This is a genomic window from Microbacterium enclense, from assembly GCF_001456955.1.
In the GTDB taxonomy this organism is placed as follows: domain Bacteria; phylum Actinomycetota; class Actinomycetes; order Actinomycetales; family Microbacteriaceae; genus Microbacterium; species Microbacterium enclense.
The window spans coordinates 67,219-89,091 of sequence record NZ_KQ758475.1 but is presented as its reverse complement, the minus strand read 5'-3'; the positions used below and the strand labels follow the sequence as shown (position 1 = coordinate 89,091).

General features: G+C 71.3%; 15 protein-coding genes. 7 read left to right on the top strand and 8 right to left on the bottom strand.

Annotated elements, in window-relative coordinates; genetic code table 11:
• Nucleotides 1-1,093: 1,093 nt before the first annotated feature.
• The 3 genes from AS029_RS15430 to AS029_RS15420 form a co-directional block, all read right to left on the bottom strand.
• Complete coding sequence (locus tag AS029_RS15430; protein ID WP_058233481.1) at nt 1,094-2,098, bottom strand: sugar phosphate isomerase/epimerase family protein; 1,005 nt, start codon at nt 2,096-2,098, stop codon at nt 1,094-1,096.
• A gap of 28 nt (nt 2,099-2,126) precedes the next feature.
• A complete protein-coding gene (locus AS029_RS15425; protein WP_058233525.1) occupies nt 2,127-3,314 on the bottom strand; it encodes a Gfo/Idh/MocA family protein in 1,188 nt (395 codons plus the stop codon).
• Between the two features lie 92 nt (nt 3,315-3,406).
• Nucleotides 3,407-4,456 (bottom strand): substrate-binding domain-containing protein, encoded by a 1,050-nt coding sequence (locus tag AS029_RS15420; RefSeq protein ID WP_058233480.1) that lies wholly within the window; start codon nt 4,454-4,456, stop codon nt 3,407-3,409.
• 302 nt (nt 4,457-4,758) lie between these two features.
• Between AS029_RS15420 and AS029_RS15415 the strand changes: the two genes are divergently transcribed.
• The 3 genes from AS029_RS15415 to AS029_RS15405 all read left to right on the top strand — a co-directional run bounded on the left by AS029_RS15415 (nt 4,759) and on the right by AS029_RS15405 (nt 8,561).
• Entirely contained in the window at nt 4,759-6,234 is a 1,476-nt protein-coding gene (locus tag AS029_RS15415; RefSeq protein WP_058233479.1) for a sugar ABC transporter ATP-binding protein, read from the top strand.
• The gene (locus AS029_RS15410) at nt 6,231-7,280 is read left to right on the top strand and encodes an ABC transporter permease (RefSeq protein ID WP_082642345.1); all 1,050 of its coding nucleotides are present in this window, start codon (nt 6,231-6,233) and stop codon (nt 7,278-7,280) included. The genes AS029_RS15415 and AS029_RS15410 overlap by 4 nt, the downstream gene beginning before the upstream one ends.
• A gap of 99 nt (nt 7,281-7,379) precedes the next feature.
• Entirely contained in the window at nt 7,380-8,561 is a 1,182-nt protein-coding gene (locus AS029_RS15405; RefSeq protein WP_058233478.1) for an ROK family transcriptional regulator, read from the top strand.
• Nucleotides 8,562-9,608: 1,047 nt separating this feature from the next.
• On the opposite strand, the gene AS029_RS15400 is transcribed toward AS029_RS15405, so the two are convergent.
• From AS029_RS15400 to AS029_RS15385, 4 genes are all read right to left on the bottom strand, one after another.
• Nucleotides 9,609-10,853: a COG1361 family protein gene (locus AS029_RS15400; RefSeq protein WP_058233477.1), complete on the bottom strand. Its 1,245-nt coding sequence runs from the start codon at nt 10,851-10,853 to the stop codon at nt 9,609-9,611.
• A 116-nt stretch (nt 10,854-10,969) separates the two neighbouring features.
• Nucleotides 10,970-12,241: a hypothetical protein gene (locus tag AS029_RS15395; RefSeq protein ID WP_058233476.1), complete on the bottom strand. Its 1,272-nt coding sequence runs from the start codon at nt 12,239-12,241 to the stop codon at nt 10,970-10,972.
• A 17-nt stretch (nt 12,242-12,258) separates the two neighbouring features.
• Entirely contained in the window at nt 12,259-13,287 is a 1,029-nt protein-coding gene (locus AS029_RS15390) for a sugar phosphate isomerase/epimerase family protein (protein WP_228375969.1), read from the bottom strand.
• Between the two features lie 86 nt (nt 13,288-13,373).
• Nucleotides 13,374-16,880 carry a PQQ-dependent sugar dehydrogenase gene (locus AS029_RS15385; protein ID WP_228375968.1) on the bottom strand — a complete coding sequence of 1,169 codons (3,507 nt, stop codon included), beginning with the start codon at nt 16,878-16,880 and terminating at the stop codon, nt 13,374-13,376.
• Nucleotides 16,881-17,340: 460 nt separating this feature from the next.
• On the opposite strand from AS029_RS15385, the gene tatA reads away from it, so the two are divergent.
• From tatA to AS029_RS15370, 3 genes are all read left to right on the top strand, one after another.
• Entirely contained in the window at nt 17,341-17,577 is a 237-nt protein-coding gene (gene tatA / locus AS029_RS15380) for a twin-arginine translocase TatA/TatE family subunit (protein WP_058233474.1), read from the top strand.
• 49 nt (nt 17,578-17,626) lie between these two features.
• Nucleotides 17,627-18,274: a twin-arginine translocase TatA/TatE family subunit gene (locus AS029_RS18050; protein WP_074615967.1), complete on the top strand. Its 648-nt coding sequence runs from the start codon at nt 17,627-17,629 to the stop codon at nt 18,272-18,274.
• A 65-nt stretch (nt 18,275-18,339) separates the two neighbouring features.
• Nucleotides 18,340-19,932, top strand: coding sequence for a DUF2079 domain-containing protein (locus AS029_RS15370; RefSeq protein ID WP_082642342.1), 1,593 nt, complete (start codon nt 18,340-18,342; stop codon nt 19,930-19,932).
• A 16-nt stretch (nt 19,933-19,948) separates the two neighbouring features.
• Here AS029_RS15370 and AS029_RS15365 read toward each other — a convergent pair whose 3' ends face one another.
• A complete protein-coding gene (locus AS029_RS15365) occupies nt 19,949-20,848 on the bottom strand; it encodes a LysR family transcriptional regulator (protein ID WP_058233473.1) in 900 nt (299 codons plus the stop codon).
• A 71-nt stretch (nt 20,849-20,919) separates the two neighbouring features.
• Here AS029_RS15365 and AS029_RS15360 point away from each other — a divergent pair, with 71 nt between their 5' ends.
• Nucleotides 20,920-21,867, top strand: a complete 948-nt coding sequence (locus AS029_RS15360; protein WP_058233472.1) for a DMT family transporter — start codon at nt 20,920-20,922, stop codon at nt 21,865-21,867.
• Nucleotides 21,868-21,873: the final 6 nt, after the last annotated feature.

The window sequence follows — 21,873 nt, the reverse complement described above, 5'->3', positions numbered from 1 at the left end:
TGGTGACGCGTTTGCGTCGCGGCGACGGGGCGAACCGCCTCGCAGGCGTCCGCCGCCGCCACCCCGCGGAATCCTGCGTGCTGGCCGTTGGGCGCATCGCCCGGCGCTGGCGCCGGGCGCTTCCGGGCGTCTGGCGCGCGTTGCGCGTGCGCCGAGAACAGGGGATGCCACGGAAACAGGCCGATTTCGGCCACAACGGCCTGTTCTCGTGGCATCCCCTGTTCTGGTGACGCCGCACACACCGCCGCGACGGTGAACCGTCTCGCAGGCGTGCGCCGCCGCCACCCCGCGGCATCCTGTGTGCTGGCCGTTGGGCGCTTCTGGGCGTCTGGCGCGCGTTGCGCGTGCGCCGAGAACAGGGGATGCCACGGAAACAGGCCGATTTCGGCTACAACAGCCTGTTCTGGTGGCATCCCCTGTTCTGGTGACGCCGTTCCCGCGCGGCGACGGCGCGAACCGTCTCGCAGGCGTCCGCCGCCGCCCGCCGACGGCCGCCCGCCGACCGTGGACCACCGACTACCGACCGCCGCCGTCGGCCGCCCCACCGCGCCCTGGCTCGCTGGGCTGGCGCGCGTTGCGCGTGCGCCGAGAACAGGGGATGCCACGGAAACAGGCCGATGTTCGCCGGAACGGCCTGTTCTGGTGGCATCCCCTGTTCTGGTGACGCCGCACACACCGCCGCGACGGCGAACCGCCCCGGGGGCCCCGCCGCCGCCGCCGCCCGCCGCCCGCCGCCCGCCGACCCCGGACCGCCCCCGCGCCGCCGCGCCCCCGCGTCGCCGCGCCGCCGCGTCGCCGGGGGACCGCCCGTGGGCTCGCGCCGCCGGCCGCGTGCACAACTCCTGCACATCGCTGACGTCGGAGCCTCCCGAACCCGCTCCTGCCCGCACCCGCAGGAGTCGTGCGGAACCAGGGCGGGATCCGGGCGCAACGAGGTCAGGATCAGCGCGCAGACAGGGCAGAACCCGCGCAGAACCCGCGTAGAACCCGGGCACACCCCGCGCAGACCCCGCGCAACCCCCGGGCAGACAGAAGGGCCGGGTGCCTGACGCACCCGACCCTTCCGTGGCTCGCTTCCGCAGCCCCCCGGTGTTCAGCGCGTGCTGAACGCCGCGTCGAACGCCGCGCCCGAGGGCTCGTACGTCGACAACTTCCGCACGAATCCGAGCGCCTCGGGCGCTCCGACCAGACGGTCCATACCGGCATCCTCCCACTCGACCGAGAGGGGGCCGTCATAGCCGATCGCGTTCAGCATGCGGAAGGCGTCCTCCCAGGGCACGTCGCCGTGCCCGGTGGAGATGAAGTCCCAGCCGCGGCGCGGGTCGGCCCAGGGCAGGTGCGACGACAGACGGCCGTTGCGGCCGTTGCCGAGGCGCTTCTTCGTGTCTTTGCAGTGCACGTGGAAGATCTTGTCCTGGAAGTCCCACAGGAAGGCGACCGGGTCGATGTCCTGCCACACCATGTGCGACGGGTCCCAGTTCAGCCCGAACGCCTGGCGGTGCCCGATCGCTTCGAGCGCGCGCTTCGTCGTCCAGTAGTCGTAGGCGATCTCCGACGGATGCACCTCGTGGGCGAAGCGCACGCCGACCTCGTCGAAGACGTCGAGGATCGGGTTCCAGCGATCGGCGAAGTCCTGGTACCCGGCGTCCACCATCTGCTCGCTGGCGGGCGGGAACATCGCGACGTACTTCCAGATGCTCGATCCGGTGAAGCCGGTGACGGTCTTCACCCCCAGCTTGGATGCCAGGCGCGCGGTGTTCTTCAGCTCCTCGGCGGCGCGCTGACGCACGCCCTCGGGGTCGCCGTCGCCCCAGACCCGATCCGACACGATGTCGCGGTGCCGCTGGTCGATGGGGTCGTCGCAGACGGCCTGGCCCTTGAGGTGGTTGGAGATGGTCCAGACCTTCAGGCCGTTGCGCTCGAGCACGTCGAGCTTGCCCTGCACGTAGTCGTCGTCGTCCCAGCGCCACGGGTCGAGGTGATCGCCCCAGCAGGCGATCTCGAGGCCGTCGTAGCCCCACTCCCCGGCGAGGCGCGCGACCTCTTCGAAGGGCAGGTCGGCCCACTGGCCGGTGAACAGCGTGATCGGTCGCGTCATCGCGGACGTCCTTTCGAAGGGGATGGATTCAGGATGCCGCGAGCAGCTGATCGGCCGCCACGGGCGCCGTCGGTGCCTCGACGCTCGTCCACGCGCCCTCGGCGTCCGAGCTGCGCGCCACGGCATCCAGCACCTCCTGCACGTGCAGACCGTCGGCGAACGAGGGCCTGGGGTCGGCGTCCGCGGCGATCGCCTCGACGAAGTCCTTCGCCTGGTGCGAGAAGCCGTGCTCGTAGCCCAGCATGTGGCCGGTGGGCCACCAGGCGCCGGCGTAGGGGTGTCCGGGCTCGGTCACCAGGATGCGGCGGAAGCCCTGTTCGGTGTCGGGCAGGGTCGCGTCGTAGAGGTGGAGTTCGTTCGGGCTCTCGAGGTCGAACGAGAGAGAGCCGAGGGAGCCGGCGATCTCGACGCGCAGGCCGTTCTTGCGGCCGAGGCGGAAGCGCGATGCCTCGAACGAGGCGAGGGCGCCGGACTCGAGGCGCCCGGTGAACAGGGCGAGATCGTCGACGGTCACCGCGCCGCGCTCGGTTCCGGCCGAGCCCGACAGGCCAGACGACGACGCCAGCACGGGGCGTTCGGCGACGATGGTCTCGAGTACGCCCGCGACGCGGGTGACGCGCTGACCGGTCATGTACTCGGTGATGTCGACGGCGTGCGCGCCGATGTCGCCGAGGGCGCCGGAGCCGGCGCGGTCTTTCTGCAGGCGCCACGTCAGGGGCGCCTCGGCGTCGCTGAGCCAGTCCTGGAGGTACTCCGCGCGCACCTGGCGGATGTCGCCGAGACGGCCGGCGGCGATGAGATCGCGGGCGAACGTGGTGGCGGGAAGGCGCCGGTAGGTGAAGCCCACCATGGACCGGATGCCGTTCTCGGCGGCGGCCGCCGCGGCATCCGCCATGCGCCGCGCTTCGTCGACGGTGTTGGCCAGGGGCTTCTCGCACAGCACGTGCTTGCCGGCCTCGAGGGCGGCGATGGCGATCTCGGCGTGCGTGTCACCGGGGGTGACGATGTCGACGACGTCGACGTCGGGACGCTGGACGACCTCGCGCCAATCCGTCGCGCTCTCGCCCCAGCCCCAGGTGTCGGCGCACTGCTGCGTGCGAGTGGCGTCGCGCCCCACGAGGACGCTCATCTCGGGGGAGCGGGGGAGGTCGAAGAATCGGGGTGCGACGCGCCATCCCTGGGAGTGCGCGGCGCCCATGAATCCCGCACCGATCATGGCGATGCGAAGGGGCTGGGTCACGATGGGATCTTTCTCTGGGGGAACGGGGTACGGGGCGCCCGCCTCGTCGGCGGACGCCCCGTTCCGGATCAGGACTCGAAGGCGAGATCGATGAAGTCGGCGACGTTGTCCCGCGTGACGACGGGAGCGTCGAGCACGATGCGGTTGGGGACGCTCGGGGTGATGAGGTCGCCCGCGGTCTTGCCCTGCGCGATGAGACGCGCCAGCGCGATGCCGTCGGCGGCCTGCGTCGACGGGTAGATGACCGTGGCCTGAAGCGGGCTGTCGCCGGCCTCGATGGTCTCCATCGCGTTCCGGCTGCCGGCGCCGCCGACCATGATGAACTCGTCGCGTCCGGCGGCCGTGATGGCGGCCAGCACACCGATGCCCTGGTCGTCGTCGTGGTTCCAGATGGCGTCGATCTTCGGGTTGGCCGACAGCAGCTGCGAGGTCGAGGCCTCGCCGCCCTGCACGGTGAAGTCGGCGGCCACGCGGGGACCGACCTTCAGGCCGCAGTCCGACAGCGCGTCGGCGAAGCCGGCGGAGCGGTCCTGCGTGAGCGGCAGCGAGTCGATGCCGGCGATCTCGGCGACGACGGCGCTGCTGTTGCCCTCGAGCTGCTCGCAGATGTACGTTCCGGCGCTGACGCCCATGCCGTAGTTGTCGCCGAGCACGGTGGAGCGGGCGGCGAAGGGGCTGGAGAACTCGCGGTCGACGTTGATGACCGGGATGCCGGCGTTCATCGCCTTGATGGCCACTTCGGTCAGGGCCGCGCCGTCGCTCGGCAGCAGCACGATGGCATCCACGCCGTCGTTGATGAAGGTCTCGACGGCGGCGATCTGCGCGTTGACGTCGTTGGTGCCCTCGGCCTGACGCAGTTCGACGTCCGAGAAGCTCGCGGCGGCGGCGAGCGCGCCGGAGTTGATCGCGCCGAGCCAACCGTGGTCGGCGGCGGGGCCGGAGAAGCCGATGACGACGGTGTCGCCGGCCGCGGCGTTCTCTTCGGCGGACGTGCCCTGGTCGACGACGTTCTGGGCGTCGTTGTTCGAGCCGGTGCAGCCGGCCAGCAGACCGACCGAGGCGACGACCGCCATACCGGTCAGGACGAGTCGCGATCGCGACTTCCAGTTCGAGCGCATGTGCTTCCTCCTTGAATGTGATGCAGCTGGGGTCAGCCCGGCCCCGGGTGTTTTCCGGAAGGAAGGGTCCGCTCTGACGGGCCTCACGCTAGCAGAAGTGTTGGTCAATCAGTCAACTTTTGTTTTTTGCACTGCATAAGTGGGCGTTCGGCTCGCAAGGAGCGAAAAGGGCGCCCGCGCTCGCGCGCCCGCGAGGCCGGTCTCCTCCCCCGGATTGGGTGTCGCGCGACGGTGAGGGAGCGTGTTATGTTCGCCGAGTGATCAAAGTTGACCATCAGCCGTCATTACTCAGCGTCCGAGGTGTGACGAAGTCCTTCGCCGGCGTCCGAGCTCTGCGCGGCGTCGACCTCGACATCGTCGCGGGCGAGGTGCACTGCGTCCTCGGCCAGAACGGTGCGGGAAAGTCGACGCTGATCAAGACGCTCGCCGGCGTGCACCGCCCCGACGAGGGCGAGATCGTGTGGCTCGGAGAGAACGTCGAGATCGCCGACCCGGATGCCGCCATCGACCTCGGCATCGCCACCATGTATCAGGAACTCGATGTCGTCGACGGCCTCACCATCGCCGAGAACATCTTCCTCGGGCACGAACTGGCTCGCGGCGGCTTCACCAACCGCGCCGAAGCCGCGCGCCAGACGCGGGAGCTCCTTCGTCGTCTCGGTCACTCGTCGCTGTCACCGCACACCGAGGTCGGTTCGCTGAGTGCCGCCAACAAGCAGATCGTGAGCATGGCGCGCGCTCTGTCGCACGACATCAAGCTCATCATCATGGACGAGCCGTCTGCCGTCCTCGACACCGAAGAGGTCAAGAACCTGTTCGCGGTCGTTCGCGAGCTCACCGCCGCCGGCATCGCCGTGGTGTACATCACCCACCGTCTCGAGGAGATCCGCGAGATCGGCGACCGCATCACCGTGCTGAAGGACGGCCGCACCACCGCGGTCGGACTCTCCGCCGCCGACACCCCCAAGGCCGAGCTCATCCGTCTGATGACCGGTCGCGAGGTCGCCAACGTCTTCCCCGTGCGCGAGCCCGTGGCATCCGACGCCCCGGTCGTTCTCGACGTGCAGGACCTGGCGCTCCACGGTGTCTTCAGCGACGTGTCGTTCTCGGTGCGTGCGGGTGAGGTCGTGGGACTCGCCGGTCTCGTCGGCTCGGGACGCTCCGAGATCCTCGAGACCGTCTACGGTGCCCGCCGTGCGAGCGCCGGCACCGTGCGCGTGCGCGAGAAGACGCTGCCCCGCGGGTCGGTGCGCGCCGCCGTCCACGCCGGCATCGGCCTCTCACCCGAGGAGCGCAAGAGCCAGGGTCTGGTGCTCGACGAGCCCATCTTCATCAACATCGCCCTCGCCTCGATGAAGCGCTTCGCCAGGGGCGGCTTCCTCGACGACCGCGCAGCCCGCAAGGTCGCCCGCGAGCAGATCGACGCGTTCGAGCTGCGCCCGGCCGATCCCGACCGTCCCGCACGCACCCTCTCGGGCGGCAACCAGCAGAAGATCCTGCTCGCCCGTTGGCTCGTGCACGGCACCAACGTGCTGCTGCTCGACGAACCGACCCGCGGCGTCGATGTCGGCGCCCGCGCCGAGATCTACGCCCTCATCCGCGACCTCGCCGCCGCCGGCAACGCCGTCGTGGTGGTCTCGAGCGAGATCGAGGAGGTCCTCGGCCTCGCCGACGTCGTCCTGGTCGTCGCCGACGGCCGCATCCTGAGCACCCTTCCCTCCCATCAGATCGACGAGCACGGCGTGCTCGATCTCGTCATGAAAGGATCCGCCGCGTGAGCGAGCCGACCACCCCGACCCGTGTGCGCACGGCTCCCGCCGAGACCGGGGCCGTCGCCGCTCCCGCGCCCGCCCCGACCTGGCGACGCCTCCTCTCCGGCTCCGCCGGGCGCAACATCGGCCTCGTCGTCGCGTTGCTCGTCATCGTCATCGTCGGCGCGGTCACCGCCCCCACCTCGTTCGCGAGTGTCGACAACCTGCTCGTGATCCTGCGGCAGGCCTCGATCATCGGTGTGATCAGCATCGGTATGACGCTCGTCATCATCGCCGGCGGCATCGACCTCTCGGTCGGTTCCGTCATGGGTCTGGCCTCGGTGGTGGCCACCCTCGCCGCCGTGCAGGACCTCGCCGACAACCTCCACTGGAGCGTGATGATCCTCATCGCGCTGGCCGTCGGCATCGGTGCGGGTCTCATCAACGGCATCGTCATCGCCTACGGCAACGTGGTCGCGTTCATGGCGACCCTGGCGATGCTCGTCGGTGCGCGCGGTCTCGCCGAGATCCTGGCCGAACGCCGCACGCTCGTCGTGCAGGACCGCGGCTTCATCACCTTCATGAACTCCGACTTCCTCGGCGTCGACATCCTCATCTGGATCTTCGCCATCGTCGCGGCCTTCGGCTGGGTGCTGCTGAACCGCACCACCTTCGGCCGCCGCACCGTCGCCGTCGGCGGCAACCGCGAGGCCGCACGCCTGGCCGGCATCGACGTGCGACGCCACACCATGTGGCTGTACGCCATCACCGGACTGTGCGCCGGCATCGCCGCCGTCATGATCCTCGGCCGTACCACCGCGGGCACCTCGACGCACGGTCAGCTCTACGAATTGGATGCCATCGCGGCGGTCGTCGTAGGAGGGACCCTGCTCATCGGTGGTCGCGGCACGATCACCGGCACGGTGTTCGGCGTGCTGATCTTCGCGACGCTGACCAACGTCTTCATTCAGAACAATCTCTCGTCTTCTGTCCAGGCCGTGGCAAAAGGTGTCATCATCGTGGTCGCGGTGCTGCTTCAGCAGCGCTTCTCCCGCCCTCCCGGACGGAGCTGACAGACCATGTGCCGTCGGCGGCTGCGTAATGTGCGTAGCCGCCTTCGGCATGTGGATCGAACACATGGCAACTAATGGTGTACTGAGGGCGTGAACAGGATGACGACAGATTCCGTGCAGTCGGTCAACGGCGTGAGCCAGTTGTTCCAGCTGCTGCGAGACGGGGTCCCGCGTACGCGCGCGGAGCTGGCTAAGTCGACCGGGCTCGCCCGGTCCACCGTCGCCGTCCGCGTCGACGAGCTGATGCGCATGGGGCTCATCACCCCCGTCGCCGATGCCGTCTCGACCGGCGGACGCCCGCCGTCGCAGTTCGCCATCAACCCCGCCGCCAAGGTCGTCGTCGCCGTCGACCTCGGCGCCTCCCACGGCACGGTGGCCATCGCCGATCTGACGGGCAAGGTGCTCTCGGAGCGTCACGGCGAGATCGACATCGCCCTCGGCCCCGAGCCCGTTCTGACGTGGCTCGTCGAGACGGCATCCGCTCTGCTCACCGAGTCGGGACGATCGGTCTCCGACGTCGCGGCGATGGGCATCGGGGTCCCCGGCCCCGTCGAGCACTCCACCGGGCAGCCGGTGAACCCCCCGATCATGCCCGGCTGGGACCGCTTCGACATCCCCGGCTGGATCAACCGGCACATCCCCGCGCCCGTGCTCGTCGACAACGACGTCAACATCATGGCGCTGGGCGAACGCAGCGTCGCCTGGCCGGCCGTGGAGCACTTCATGTTCGTCAAGGTCGCCACCGGTATCGGCACGGGCCTGATCTCCGACGGGCACCTGCAGCGCGGCGCCCAGGGCATCGCGGGCGACATCGGTCACGTGCAGGTCGCGCGCGGCGCCGACATCCCCTGTCAGTGCGGCAACCGCGGATGTCTCGAGGCCCTGGCATCCGGTCCCGCCATCGCCCGCGCCCTGCGCGCGCAGGGGATCGAGGCGCACACCGGATCCGACGTGGTCGACCTCGTCAAGCGTGGCAACATCGACGCGATCCAGGCGGTGCGTCAGGCCGGCCGCGACATCGGCGAGGTGCTGACGACGTGCGTGAGCCTGATGAACCCGTCGGTCATCGCCATCGGCGGGTCGATGGCACGCGTCGGCGAGCACCTGATCGCGGGAGTGCGCGAGGTCGTCTACACGCGTTCCACGCCGCTGGCCACCGAGTACCTGTCGATCGTGCAGTCGGCTGCGGCCGAGAACGCCGCCGTCATCGGCGCGAGCATGCTGGCCGTCGAGCACGCGCTCGCGCCCGAGTCGCTGAACGCCGCGTTCCTGCGCGCCTGACGCCGGCCGCCGCGCGGGGTGCGGCTTTCGCTGTCCACGCGGTGCGGTGTGGTTGCCGCCGTGCCGTGCGGCCGTGCCGTGCGGCCGTGCCGCCGTGCCGCCGTGGGCGTGCGCGGCGCCTGCGGTGCGGTGTGGGGCCGTGGCGCTGTGCCGCGCTGCGAGGCGCACAGCTCCTGCGGATGGGGTGCGGTCGGCCGTTTCGGGCTGCTGTGGTGACGGTTTGCAGGAGTTGTGCGCGGAGCGGCGGGCCGGGGTGCCGTGTTTCCTGCGACTGAGGGCGGCGTCGGTCGCCGGGCTCCTGCGTTGTGTGCGGGTTTGCCTGTGGCGCTCCACGGGCGCACGACTCCTGCGGCTCCGGCGCGGTCGGCCGGCAAGCGGCGGCTGCGGTGACAGTTTGCAGGAGTTGTGCGCGTCGCGGCAGGCCGGGGTGCCGGGTTTCCTGCGGCTGAGGGCGGCGTCGGTCGCCGGGCTCCTGCGTTGTGTCCCGGGTGGGGTTGTGCCGCCGTGCCGGGTGCAGGGCTCCTGCGGTTCTCGCGCCGGCGGCCGTTTCGGGCTGTTGTGGTGACGGTTTGCAGGAGTTGTGCGCGGAGCGGCGGGCCGGGGCGCCGGGATTCCTGCGGCTGGGGGCGGCGTCGGTCGCCGTGCTCCTGCGTTGTGTCCCAGGGTGGGCCTGTGTCGCTCCACGGGCGCACGACTCCTGCGGTTTCGGTGCGGGCGGCCGTTTCGGGCTGTTGTGGGACGGTTTGCAGGAGTTGTGCGCGTCGCGGCGGGCCGGGGCGCCTGGTTTCCTGCGGCTGGGGGCGGCGTCGGTCGCCGTGCTCCTGCGTTGTGTCCCAGGGTGGGCCTGTGTCGCTCCACGGGCGCACGACTCCTGCGGTTTCGGTGCGGGCGGCCGGTTCGCGGCGGCTGCGGCGACGGTCTGCAGGAGTTGTGCGCGGAGCGGCGGATGGACGCGCGAGCACGCGAAACGCCCGCCGTGCCGCAGCACGACGGGCGTGATGGGTCGCTCGCGGCGCGGAGTGTCCCTCTCCGCGCCGCGAGCGGGTCTCAGGGGTCGCGGCGCGAAGCGCGCGTCGCGGTGTCGGGGGAGTCGGTGATCACGCCACCCGCGGGCACCGGCTCCGCGTCGGTCGCCGGTGCGGCCTCGGCACGCGCCGCGGCCACCGCGGCGGCGAGCTCCCGGGCGTGCGCGGCCTTGCGGCGGCGGGCGGCGACGATGCGCCAGACGACGAACGCGGCGAGCACGGCGAGGATCGCCAGCGCGGTCCACGGCATCGCGGCCGTGGCCGCCGAACCGGCCGACACCAGCGGGTCGAGCGTCGAGGGCTCCGCACCGGCGAGGGTGCGCGAGACGACCTGCGAGGTGGCCGTCACGTCGGCCGCCAGCAGGCCCAGCGGAACGACCGATGCCACCTCGACCGTGCGCTGCAGGCTGCTCCCCGGCAGCAGCTCGGGGGCGTCGTCGGCGGCGCTCACGCGAGCCAGACCGAACGGACCGCCGAGGGCGACGTCGACGTTGGGATCCAGGCGCGTGTTGCCGGTGTTGGTGAGGGTGTAGGTGACGGTCGCCGATCCCGCTTCGACGGGGTTGGCGGTGCCGTGGTAGTCGACCGCGACGTCGTTCACGGTCAGGGCGGGCGCGAGGTCGCCCTGCACCCGCAGGTGCACGCGCGAGCCGAGGCGTCGCTCGGTGATCGTGCCGTTGTCGGCGGTGACGAGCATGGATGCCACGACGCCCGCGGCGTAGTCACCCGGGGAGGCGTCGGCGGGTACGGCGATGGTGAAGGGCACCTCGGCGCTGGCGCCGCTGTCGAGGGTGAGCTCGGCGGTCTCGATCTGGACCCAGCTGCCGAGATCAGTGGATGCCACACCCCCGGCGAGGATGTCGAGGGCACCGTCTTCGGTGAGGAAGCCGTCGGCCGCGTACACGGTGAGCGTGATCGGCTGGGGGCTCCGATTGGCGACGTAGAGCGCATCGCCGACCGTGCCGCCCGGCGGCAGGTCGTAGGCGTAGTTGGGCCGGTCGCGCCCTTGCGCGGTGTCGGCGGGTTTGACGCTCCACGTCACCGTGGTGTCGGCGGAGGGGGCGGCGGCCGCGAGCGCGGCGGAGGGGGCGGCGGCCGCAAGAGCGGCGGAGGGAGCCGCGGCCGCGAGCGCGGCGGAGGGGGCGGCGGCCGCGAGCGCGGCGGAGGGAGCGGCGGCCGCGGACGCGGCGACGGGGGTGCCCAGCACCAGAGCGAGGGCTGCGGAGACGGAGAGGAGAAGACGGGGAAGGGTGGTCGCCTGGGACATGGGCGTGGCTTTCGTTCGGAGGGTTCTCGCCGGGGCCGAGCTCGTGGAAGAGCGGGCCCTGGCCAAGGGTGTCCGCCGGGGCCGCGCTCGAGGCGAGCGCGACCCCGACGGAGGGATCAGCTGAGGGCGGTCAGCGTCACGGTCGCGGTGTAGGTGCCGCGGGGGGTCTCGAGCGGGAGCTTGAGATCCAGGTCGGCGCCCACGAGGGAGCTGCCGCGCGCGTGGCCCTCGTTCGCCGAGGCGAGCGTGCGAGCGACCGACAGGCCCTCGCCCTCGTCGAAGCCCGAGGGCACGGGAGCGCCGGCGATGGCGTCGCCCGCGTTCTCGAGCACTTCGGGCGTCCAGCCGAGGTACTTGCTCGACACCTGCTCGCCACCGGCGGTGAAGTCCGACACCTGGGCGGTCAGCGACCATCCGGGGTTGCCGGCGCGGGTGTCCTGGATGCGGATCGGGATGATCTCGCCCTCGGCGTGGAAGTGGTCGAGCTCCTGCTCGGCGACACCGAGGTCGACGAGACGCGAGGTGCCCTCGATCGACCAGGTGAGCTCGCCCGAGCCCTGCGCCGGCACGGTGACGGCGATCGACTGGTCACCGGTCGGCGGCGCGGTCGGCGCCTCGCCGGTGTAGTCGCCCGTCGTGGATCCCGCGCGCACGCCCGCGCCGAAGATGGCGCCGGGGGTGTTCGCATCCAGCGCCAGGGCGCCGTACACGGTGGTGTTCGCCACGCGCAGGTTGGCCGAGTTGCCCGTGAGTGACAGGCCGCCGCCGATGGTGTTGGCGAAGGCGTCGCTGCCGCCGTCGGCGGTGGCGCCGATGAGCACGTCGCGCGAGCTGCCGCTCACGGTCACGTCGCCCTGCACGACTGCACCGGTCATCGACACGCCCCAGCCGGAGCGGTCGATCGACACGTCGCCGCCCACCGAGGTGCGCACGACGTCGACGTAGTTGGCCTGCTGCGTCAGCAGCGAGCCGGTGATCGCGCTGTCGACGACCTCGACGTCGATGCCGCCGGCTTCGACCGAGCCTCCGACCCGCAGGTCGTTGACGTAGAGGAAGCCCACCGTGGTGTCGGCCGAGTACGCGCTGATGTCGCCCTCGACGCTGGTGCCGTCGAGCGAGACGCCGTACGCGTCGGTGGCGATGACATCGCCCGTGACGGTGACGGAGGTGGCATCCAGCCATCCGCCCTCCTCCACGATGATGTCGCCCTCGACGGTCGCGCCGCCCAGGACGCAGTCCGCGCCGCCGGGGACGAGGAGGTTGCCCGAGACGGTCTGGCTGCCCAGGTCGTCGGTGCAGGTCAGGTCGGCCGCGTACGCGGGGACGGCGACGACGCTGCCCCCGATGACGAGGAGGCCGACGGTGGTGAGTTTGATGATCTTGTTCATGTGATCTTCCTCGAGGGTCAGCCGCGCAGGGCTGCGATGTTCTCGTAGCTGCGGTCGGCGTTGGCCAGCGAGTTGCCGGGGTTGACCGGCACGGTGGCGGCGTTGTCCTGCTCGAACATTCCGAAGCGCTGGCCGCGGTCGCGCAGCTGCGAGAGGAACGCCGTGTAGTCGATGTTGCCGGCGCCGAACTCGACGATGTCGTAGCCGTTGGCGCTGTTCGGGTTCAGCTTCCCGTCCTTGAGGTGCAGGATCGGAAAGCGTCGCGGGTCGCGCTTGATGTAGTCGATCGGCTCGAATCCCGGGTACAGGTGCTTTCCGACGTGCGCCCAGTAGACGTCCATCTCGAAGAACACCGTCTCGGGGTTCAGGTGCTGCCAGTACAGGTCGTAGACGCGCTCCTTCGTGTCGGTCGTGAAGCCCCACTCCTGAGCGTGGTTGTGCAGGTAGAGCTTGATGCCCGCCGCACGGCCCTTCTCGCCCATCTGGTTCCACGTGCCGATGGCCTGCATCCAGGGGTCCTTGGCGAGCGGGCCGCCGTATCCGCCGGCGATGGGGCCGCCCTGGCCCAGGTGCGGCATGCCGAGAACGTGGGCGATCTCGAGCTGCTGGTCGATGTTGTTGGGGTTCAGGTTGACGTGGGCACCCGTCGCGCGCAGGCCGTTGTCGTCGAGCAGCTGACGGATCTGCTGCGGGGTGATCGCGCCGACGTTGCCCTGCGTGTACCCGGCGAACTCGACCTCCGAGTAGCCGATGCGGGCGAGCTCCTCGAACACCGCGCGGAAGCCCAGCGAGCTGACCTTGTCGCGCACGGTGTAGAGCTGGATGCCGATGCGGTTGACGGGGACGAGCCGCTTGCCGGCGCTGACGGGCGGGGCGGCCGCGGCGGCACGGGCACCGAAGGCGGTGGATGCCGATGCGGCGGCGGGCATGGCGGCGGCGCCGATGCCGACGGCGACCGACGAGGCGGCCAGGGCCTTCAGCAGCGTGCGCCGGCTCATGGGCCGATCCGGCACCGTGGGGTGCGCGTGGTCGTGGTGGTGACTCATGACTCTCCTTCGAGGTGGGTCCGCCCCGGTGCCGGGACGGCCGAGGGGGGTGGTGGGGGCCGCGTATCGCGGCCCCCACCGGGGTGTTACTTCTGGACGGTCAGGCTGGTGCTGCCGCTGCTCTTCGCGATGCCGGCGGATCCGTTGTAGGAGGCCTGCACCTGGTAGGCGCCCACCGTGCTGAGCTTGGGCAGGGTCACCTGGACGGTGCCGTCTGCGCCGAGCGTTCCGGTGAGGGTGGCGACGACCGCGTTGTTGCGGCGGATGGTCACCGTGGCGTCACCGGTCGGGACGATGCCCGTCGACGACGCCACCTGGACCGTGGCGGTGGCGGCCACGGCTGGCTTGACCGGCGTGGGCGACACGGCGACCGTGGTCGTCGAACGCGCCTGCGACACGGTGAGGCGGGCGATACCGGCCGACGTCTTGAACGTCTCGTCGGCGCCGTAGGTGGCTCGCAGGGTGTGCGTGCCGACCGGCAGGTCCGCGGGCAGGGCGATGACGGCGTTGCCGTCGGCATCCAGGGTTCCGCGGGCGATCTCGTTCTCGCCGACCGTCAGCACGACCTCGCCCGAGGGGGCGCCGCCTTCGCCGCGCACCGACACCGTGACGTCGCCGGGGGCGCCGTAGGTGACACGCGGGGAGGCGAGCGTGACCATCGTCCGCGTGTCGACCGTCGGCTCGTTGGGGGCGTCGAGGTCGATCGTGAACGACACCGAACCCAGCTCCGACACGTTGCCGCCGGTGTCGGTGGCGCGGTAGCGGAGGTCGTACGTGCCGTTCTGGTCGAACGTCACGCCGTACTGCTGGTTCGCGGCGAGGTTCGTCCAGGTCGCGCCGTTGTCGCGGGAGTACTGGACGCTGGCGAGCGTGCCGTTGTCGGCGGCCTGCACCGAGAAGCGCACGGGCTCGTTGAAGACGCCGCCCACACCCGTGGGGGTGGCCGGAGCGAGGGTGTGCGCCACCGTGGGAGGCGTCACGTCGCCCACGCCGTCGCCGACCATCTTCAGCGAGTCGACCGCGAGCTCGTCGGCCGAGGTGACGTAGAGCGCGCCGGTGCCCTCGGGGGCGTCGAACGAGATCTCCACGTCCTTCCAGCCGTTGCCGCCCGGGATCTTCGCCGTGGCGAAGGGCTCGGCGTCGGCGGCGCCCCAACGCAGCTGGACCTCGCCCGCACCGGTGGCCCGGACGATCGCTCCGTCGATACCGGCGAAGTTCACCGGGTCGAAGGCGAGGTAGTCGCCCTGGCCGAGGCCGCGGATGGCGTTGCCGCCCGAGGCGTCCTCGTCGGCGTACACCGTCACGCCCTGGCGGCGGATGGCGTGCTCGGCCTGCTGCTCCTTCGGGTTGAGGCGGAGGGTCGCCTCACCCGTGGCGGCCGGGAGGCCGTTGGCACCGCGGTCGGTGTAGGTGACCACGACGGCGCCGTAGAGCAGGGCACCGGGGCCGTGCTCGGGCGAGTTGGGGTCGGTGCGGAAGACGCCGGTGCAGCCGGTGCCCGAGACCTCGGGGTGGGCGTGCTCGTCGTGGCCGAGACCGTAGGTCCAGCTCACGCGGGCGCAGTCGGTGGCGGTGCCGTCCTCGGCATCCTGGGTCGTCACCTTGAACGGGATCGCCTGACCCCAGTCGAAGAACGCGCCGTTACCGGGGAACTCCACGGTCACCTCGGGGGCCTGGTTGCCCACCGAGATGGTGCGGGAGGTCAGGCCGAAGCGTCCGCCCGCGTCGGTCACCCGCAGGCGCGCGGTGTAGTTGCCGAGCTCCGTGTAGGTGTACGAGGCGGTGACGCCGGTGGCGTCGAAGGTGCCGTTGCCGTCGAAGTCCCACTCGTAGGTGAGGGCGTCGCCGTCGGGATCGGTGGATGCCGCGGCGTCGAACTGCACCGTCAGGGGCGCCTGCGACGACGAGGTGGGCGTGGCGGTGAAGCGCGCCTGGGGCGACTTGTTGCCCGCGACGTAATCGATGCGGTACAGACCGGCATCCGGGTTGGCGCGGAAGAAGCCGTCACCGTAGTCGAGCACGTACATCGAGCCGTCGGGCCCGATCTCCATGTCCATCGGGTTGTCGTGCGGGGGCTGCCCGAGGGCCGACAGGGCCGCGTTCGGCAGGAAGTCCTCGATGTCGGTGACCTCGAAAGCGTCCCAGTCGAGCGTGAATGCGGCGATGTAGTCCTGCGAGAACTCGCCCATGAACGCCTTGCCGTCCCAGTGGCGGGGGAGCTTGGTCGTCGAGGGGTTGGACTCGTCGTAGTGGTAGACCGGTCCGCCCATCGGGCCCTGGCCGGTGCCGGCGCCGAAGTTCACCAGCTCGTCCCACGGCTGGTCGCCGGGGTTGTCGCCGTACCAGAGGGTCGCCGGCTGCGCCGGGGGCAGGTCGACGAGACCGGTGTTCCAGCGCGACTCGTTCTTGAGGTTCTGCGGGTCGAAGAACGCACCCGGGGTGGCGGTGGCGAAGTCCCAGTCGTTGTAGGCGAAGTTGTCGCCGTGCACGTAGGGCCATCCGGCGTTCTGCGGCTCGTCGAGGCTGATGGCGTCCCACTCCACCAGGCCCATGGGGCCGCGGCCCGCGGTCTCGGCGACGGCCTTCGTCGCGTCGGGGCCGTAGTCGCCCCACGACAGCGAGTTGGTCTCGATGTCGACCTCGATGCGGAACGGGTTGCGCACGCCCATGACGAAGATCTCCGGGCGGGTGAGCTCGGTGCCGGGGGCGAAGAGGTTGCCCTCGGGGATCGTGTACGTGCCGTCGTCCTCGACGTGGATGCGCAGGATCTTGCCGCGCAGGTCGTTGGTGTTGCCGGCGCCGCGTCGTGCGTCGAAGCCGGGGTTGAAGCCGGGGGCGTCGTTGTTGGGTGCGAAGCCGTTCGCTCCCGGAGTGGATGCCGGGGTGTTGTCGCCCGTGCTGAGGTAGAGGTTGCCGTCGCCGTCGAAGCCGATGTCGGCGCCCACGTGGCAGCACTGCCCGCGCTGCACCTCGACGTCGAGGATGACCTGCTCGGAGGAGAGGTCGAGCTGGTCGCCGGTCCACTGGAAGCGGGCGAGGCGGTTCACGCCCAGCCAGCGGTCCCAGTACGACTCGTCGGCCCCGGCGGGCAGGGTGTTCGGTGCGTTGCCGGTGGGGGTGTCGGCCACGCCGTCGCCGTCGGCGTCGCGCGGCGAGTACACGAGGTACACCCACTTGTTGTTCTCGAAGTCGGGGTCGATCGCGACGGTCTGGAGGCCGTCCTCGGAGTTCGCGTAGACGTCGAGCTTGTTGATGATGCGCGTGACGCCCGTGGCCGGGTCGGTCAGACGCACGTCGCCGTTGCGGGCGGTGTGCAGGACGCGCTTGTCGGGGAGCACCGCGAGGTCGATCGGCTCGCCGACGTCCTTCGTGAGCAGGACGCGCTCGTAGTTGCTCCAGTCGAGGGCGCCGCCGTCTTCGCCGGTGTCGCCCGGGTCGGGGGTGCCGGGGTCGGTGGGGTCGCCGTGGTCGCCACCGGGATCGGTGATGACGGGGTCGGTCCCGTGGTCGTGTCCCTCGTGGGCGAAGGCCGCCGAGGGTGCCGCGGCGAAGGCGCCGAGGCCCAGCGCGGTGGCCGCGAGGACCGCCGTCAACCGGGACCTCTTGGCCGGATGCCGAGAAGTAGAGTTCATCGTGAATACAGCTCCTGTGAATGCGTGCGAGTTGTTTTCACCGGGTCGTCACACGGTCGGTCTCAACGACTGTTTCGTGACGGCCCGGGCTCTTCATGCGGTGGCTGTCGGCCACGCGCGGGTGCGATCCTCCGCTCTTCGTCGAGTTCGGATGGGTCGCCGATCACCGCCTCTGCGGGCGGGTCTCGGGCGAGCTCCGGGGGTGAGTCGTCTTCGCATGATCGGCGATGTCGCTCGCTGGTCATCTTGACCGATGTTTTTCCATAGGTCAATCAAAAGTTGCGCGACTGGCGACCAACAAAAGTGCGTGCGACGCGGAGGTTGTGAATCTTTGTCGTCGCGGGCTAGCATCGCCGACGGTGCGTTCCCCGCGCCGATTCCCGATGGCCGGCGAAGGCGCCGGCACGGCCGAGGAGGCCTCATGCTCCATGGACTGACCGGATGGCACCTGCTGATCGTTCTGGCAGTGATCCTGCTGCTCTTCGGCGCGGCCAAGCTCCCCGCCCTCGCGCAGAGCGTCGGCAAATCGGCTCGCGTCTTCCGCGGTGAGATCAAGGCGATGAAAGACGAGGATGCCGCCGACGCGCGCGCCTCGGCCGCGCCGTCGACCGACGCGCGCAGCGACGCCGTCGCGGTCGATCCGCCGTCGTCTCGCTGATCCGACACGTGCGCCCGCACGACGCCGCGTCAGTGCACAAGGGTCTCTCATGACCTTCGGCCTGACGATGGAGAAGATCCTTCTGATCGGTCTCATCGCCGTGATGATCATCGGCCCCGAACGTCTGCCCGCCGCGGCGGAGTCGTTGCGCCGCACCATTCAACAGGTGCGGCGCATGGCCCGCACCGCTCAGGAGCGGGTGCGCGAGGAGCTCGGGCCCGAGGTGGCCGACGTCGACTGGCAGCGTCTCGATCCTCGGCAGTACGACCCGCGCCGCATCATCCGCGAGGCACTGCTCGCCGAGCCGGATGCCGCCGCGCCGGCGGCCGCTGGGCCGTCGGCCGCTACGCCGGATGCCGACGCGCCGGCCGCGACGTCGGCCGCGAACCCGCCCGAGGCGTCGGCGCCCGGCGAGCCGCTCGCGTCGGCGGCGGCAGCGCCGTCCACACCGTCGGTGGAGGAGCCGGCCGCGCAGGCGTCGGAGCCGGCCGCGCCCACATCGTCCGCGCAGGCGTCCGAGTCGGCCGTATCGGCACCCACCGTGCCGCGCTCCGCGCCGCCCGCGCCGCTCGATGCGGCATCCGATCTCGACGACGACGAGCCGGCGTGGGAGGCCGCTCCCGCGCGCGTCCGCCCCTCGGCATCCGTCGATCTTCGCGCCCCGCTGTCGCCGGTTGCGGACGCCTCCTCCCGCTGAGGCTGTTCTCCCCACCCGGCTGTCGGGCATTCGTCTGACGATGGCCGGTACGCGAAGATGTTCGCATGACTCAGACGTCCGCGCCCGCCGCCCCGGGCGACCCGGTCGACGCCCCATCGGTCGCCCCGCGGCGTGCGACCGCCCTCGGCCCGGCATCGGGGGTCGCCTCCCGCGTCTGGGGTCGCCGTCGCGACTGGGCGGGTCCGGTCGCCGTCTTCGTGATCGTCTTCGTCGGCTACGTCCTCTTCGCCGCGCAGCAGTGGGCCCACTTCACCGCCCGCTCGTGGGATCTCGGCATCTTCACTCAGTTGCTCGCGCACTACGCGGCGCTGCAGCCGCCCATCGTCGACATCAAGGGCGACGGCTACAACCTGCTCGGCGACCACTTCCACCCGCTGCTGGCCGTTCTCGCGCCGATCTACGCGATCTTCCCGTCGGCGTTCACGCTGCTCGTCATCCAGGCCGCCTGCTTCGCGCTCTCGGCAGCCGTCTTCACGCGCGCGGCGCTGACCCGCCTGGGCCCCATCGCCGGCGTGGCGCTCGGCCTCGCCTTCGGCTTCGCCTGGGGTCTGCAGTACGCCGCCGACGCGCAGTTCCACGAGATCGCGCTCGCCGTGCCCCTGCTCACCCTCAGCCTGATCGCCGTGCTCGACCGCCGCTGGGGCGTCGCGACGCTGTGGGGCGCGCCGCTCGTCTTCGTCAAGGAAGACCTCGGGCTCACGGTCGTCATGCTCGGCTTGGTCATCATGCTGCTGGCGTGGCGTGAGCGTCGGGGGCATCCGCACGAAGACGTCTCCGCGGTCGCGCAGCACGGCCGCGTCGGGGTGGCACCGCGCGCGGGCGCCGCCTCGGCGCCGTCGGTTCTGCGCGGGCTGGCACGCCTCTCGGGCGTGAGCCTGGGTGCGGGGCTGGCGGTGTGGGGTGTGGTGTGGTTCGTCGTCGCGACGATGATCGTGCTGCCGGCGCTCAACCCGGGTGGGGAATGGGCCTACGCCGACAAGGCCGATCCGCTCAGCGTCCTGACCGACACTGCGATCCTCTTCAACCCGGCCAAGGGTGAGACCCTCGCGCTCATCCTCGCCTCGTCCGCCGTTCTCGTGCTGCGCTCGCCGCTGGCGCTGCTGCTGCTGCCGACCCTGGCCTGGCGCTTCCTCTCGACGAACACCGGCTACTGGGCGCCGACGTGGCACTACAGCGCGGTGCTCATCCCGATCGTGCTCGTCGCACTCCTGGATGCCATCGAACGCGGACGCTCATCCCGCTGGGCGTGGATGCGGGCCTACGTACGCCAGGCGCCCGCCATCGCGGTGACGGCGGCCATCGTGCTGTTGCCCGGCCTGCCGCTGTTCTCGCTCGTCACGGCCGCCGCGTGGGAGCCGTCGCCGCGCGCGGCCAGCGCCCGGGCGGCGATCGCCGCGGTCCCCGCCGGGGCGAGCGTGGTCAGCGACATCGGGCTGATGAACTACCTCGTCAGCGACCACGAGGTCTACTGGATCGGCAACGCCAACCCCGAGCCCGACTGCATCGTGATCGACACCGTCGCCGGGGGAACGCCCGGCGAGTGGGGCAGCGTCACCGACGTGGGGCAGCGCTTGTTCCCGGGCGTCGGCTACGGCGTCGTCTTCGACGGCGACGGTTATGAGGTCGCCTGCCGGTGAGGCACGGCGGGCGGGATCAGCCCGCCGCCTCCGCCGCCACCGTGCGCAGCGTCCGCAACACGCGTCGCACCGCGGCGTAGGCCAGGGTGTCGGGTCGCGCGAGAACGTCGACGTGACGCACGAGGTCCACATCGGCGAGCGGGCGCAGCACGACTCCGTCGGCGGCGAGCGAGGTCGTGGTCGTCCTCGGCATGACGGCCACCGCGCCGCCCGCGCGCACCACCTCCGCCGTCACCGAGAACTCGTTGATGCGGTGCGCGATGCGCAGGGGCCGTCCGACGCGGGCGGCGAGGTGGTCGAGCACGCCGGCGAGGGGAAAGCCCTCGTGCACCGACACCCACGACTCGTCGGCGAGGTCGGCGGCGTGCACGCGGGATCGGGATGCCAGGGGATGCCCCGCGGGCAGGGCGATGTCGAGGGGCTCCTCGAGCAGCCCGGTCGCGACCACGCGGTCGCTCGGCCACCGAGGATCGTGCGCCAGGCGGTGGGCGATGACGAGGTCGTGGTCGGCGGTCAGACCCGGGAAAGCGTGGTGAGCGACATCGGCGTCGGTCAGGTGCAGGGGCGGGGTGCCGTCGAGGGCGCGCAGGAGCGGACCGAACAATGCCAGCCCGGCACTGTGGAACGCCGACACCCGCACGGGCCGATCGTCGCTCTCGAGGAATGCCCCCACCGCCTCCCGCGCGGCGGTGAGCGCTTCATCCACGCGCGCTCCCGCCGCAGCCAGCGCCTCACCGGCCGGGGTCAGCGCGAGGACGCGGCCGCGCCGCATGGTGAGCGGCACGGGAACGCGCGCCTGGAGCGATGCGAGCTGCTGCGAGACCGCGGATGCCGAGATGTGCAGGGCCGCGGCGACGGCGGCGACGCTGCCGCGGTCGCCGAGCTCTCGGAGTAAGCGCAGGTGGGCGGCATCCATAAGTCCGAACTTACGGGATACGGAAGGAAGTGGGCGTTGTTCTTCCGCGTCCGGGCGGTGACAGTGGGGATATGACCCGTCGCGTACCCGAGATCGTCGTCGACCTGCTGCTCATAGCCGTGGCCGTGGTGTGGGGCGCGAGCTTCCTCGCGGCGAAAGAACTGACCGGCGAGGTGGGCGTCGCCCCCGCCGTGGCGCTGCGCTTCATCATCGCCGCGGCGGCGCTCGGGATCGTGTGCTTCATCCGGCGCGAACGGATGCCGCGCGGCCGGGGCCTCGCGATCGCGGCACTGCTCGGGTGCTCGCAGGCGGCGGTCATCGGCCTCGAGACCGCGGGCGTGCACCTCACGACGGCGACCAACGCGGGGCTGCTGATCAGCCTCGCCCTCGTCTTCACCCCGGTGCTCGAGAGCATCGCCGCGCGGTCGTGGCTGCCGCGTTCGTACTTCGTCGCCGCCGTCGCGGCGGTGGTCGGCGTGGCCCTGCTCGTCTCGGACGGCGGGCTGCGCACCCCCACCGTCGGCGACGCGCTCGTCATCGCCGCCGCGGTCGTGCGCGCCGTCCACGTCACCGCCAGTGCGCGCCTCACTCGCGAGCGGCACGACAGCACCCTCGCCGTCGTGCTCGTGCAGCTCGTCGTGTGCGCGGTGACGTCGTCGGCCGTGGCCGGCGCCGACCTGCCCGCTGCGGCGGCCCGGCTCACGGCATCCGGATGGGCGAATCTGCTCTTCCTCGGACTGCTGTGCTCGGTCTTCGCCTTCGTCGTGCAGCTGTGGGCGGTGCGGCGCACGTCGGCGACGCGGGCGAGCATCCTCATGGGGACCGAGCCGGTGTGGGCGCTCGCCGTGGGCGTCGCGATCGGGGGCGAGGCGGTCGGGCTTCCCGGCCTCGCGGGTGCCGCCCTCATCATCGGGGCGTCGTACGCCGGCCAGGCGATCGAGCGTCGCCACCGCCGGGGACCGGCTCCGGCGTCCGCGCCGAGCGCGCGCCCCGCCATCGCCGAGACGGCACCGCGCTGACATCTC

Coding starts and splice junctions, on each gene's coding strand:
- AS029_RS15425 (WP_058233525.1), bottom strand. CDS start 3,314: ATGATCGGTGCGGGATTCATGGGCGCCGCGCACTCCCAGGGATGGCGC.
- AS029_RS15430 (WP_058233481.1), bottom strand. CDS start 2,098: ATGACGCGACCGATCACGCTGTTCACCGGCCAGTGGGCCGACCTGCCC.
- AS029_RS15365 (WP_058233473.1), bottom strand. CDS start 20,848: ATGGATGCCGCCCACCTGCGCTTACTCCGAGAGCTCGGCGACCGCGGC.
- AS029_RS15360 (WP_058233472.1), top strand. CDS start 20,920: ATGACCCGTCGCGTACCCGAGATCGTCGTCGACCTGCTGCTCATAGCC.
- AS029_RS18050 (WP_074615967.1), top strand. CDS start 17,627: ATGACCTTCGGCCTGACGATGGAGAAGATCCTTCTGATCGGTCTCATC.
- AS029_RS15395 (WP_058233476.1), bottom strand. CDS start 12,241: ATGAACAAGATCATCAAACTCACCACCGTCGGCCTCCTCGTCATCGGG.
- AS029_RS15405 (WP_058233478.1), top strand. CDS start 7,380: ATGACGACAGATTCCGTGCAGTCGGTCAACGGCGTGAGCCAGTTGTTC.
- AS029_RS15390 (WP_228375969.1), bottom strand. CDS start 13,287: ATGAGTCACCACCACGACCACGCGCACCCCACGGTGCCGGATCGGCCC.
- AS029_RS15420 (WP_058233480.1), bottom strand. CDS start 4,456: ATGCGCTCGAACTGGAAGTCGCGATCGCGACTCGTCCTGACCGGTATG.
- AS029_RS15370 (WP_082642342.1), top strand. CDS start 18,340: ATGACTCAGACGTCCGCGCCCGCCGCCCCGGGCGACCCGGTCGACGCC.
- AS029_RS15400 (WP_058233477.1), bottom strand. CDS start 10,853: ATGTCCCAGGCGACCACCCTTCCCCGTCTTCTCCTCTCCGTCTCCGCA.
- tatA (WP_058233474.1), top strand. CDS start 17,341: ATGCTCCATGGACTGACCGGATGGCACCTGCTGATCGTTCTGGCAGTG.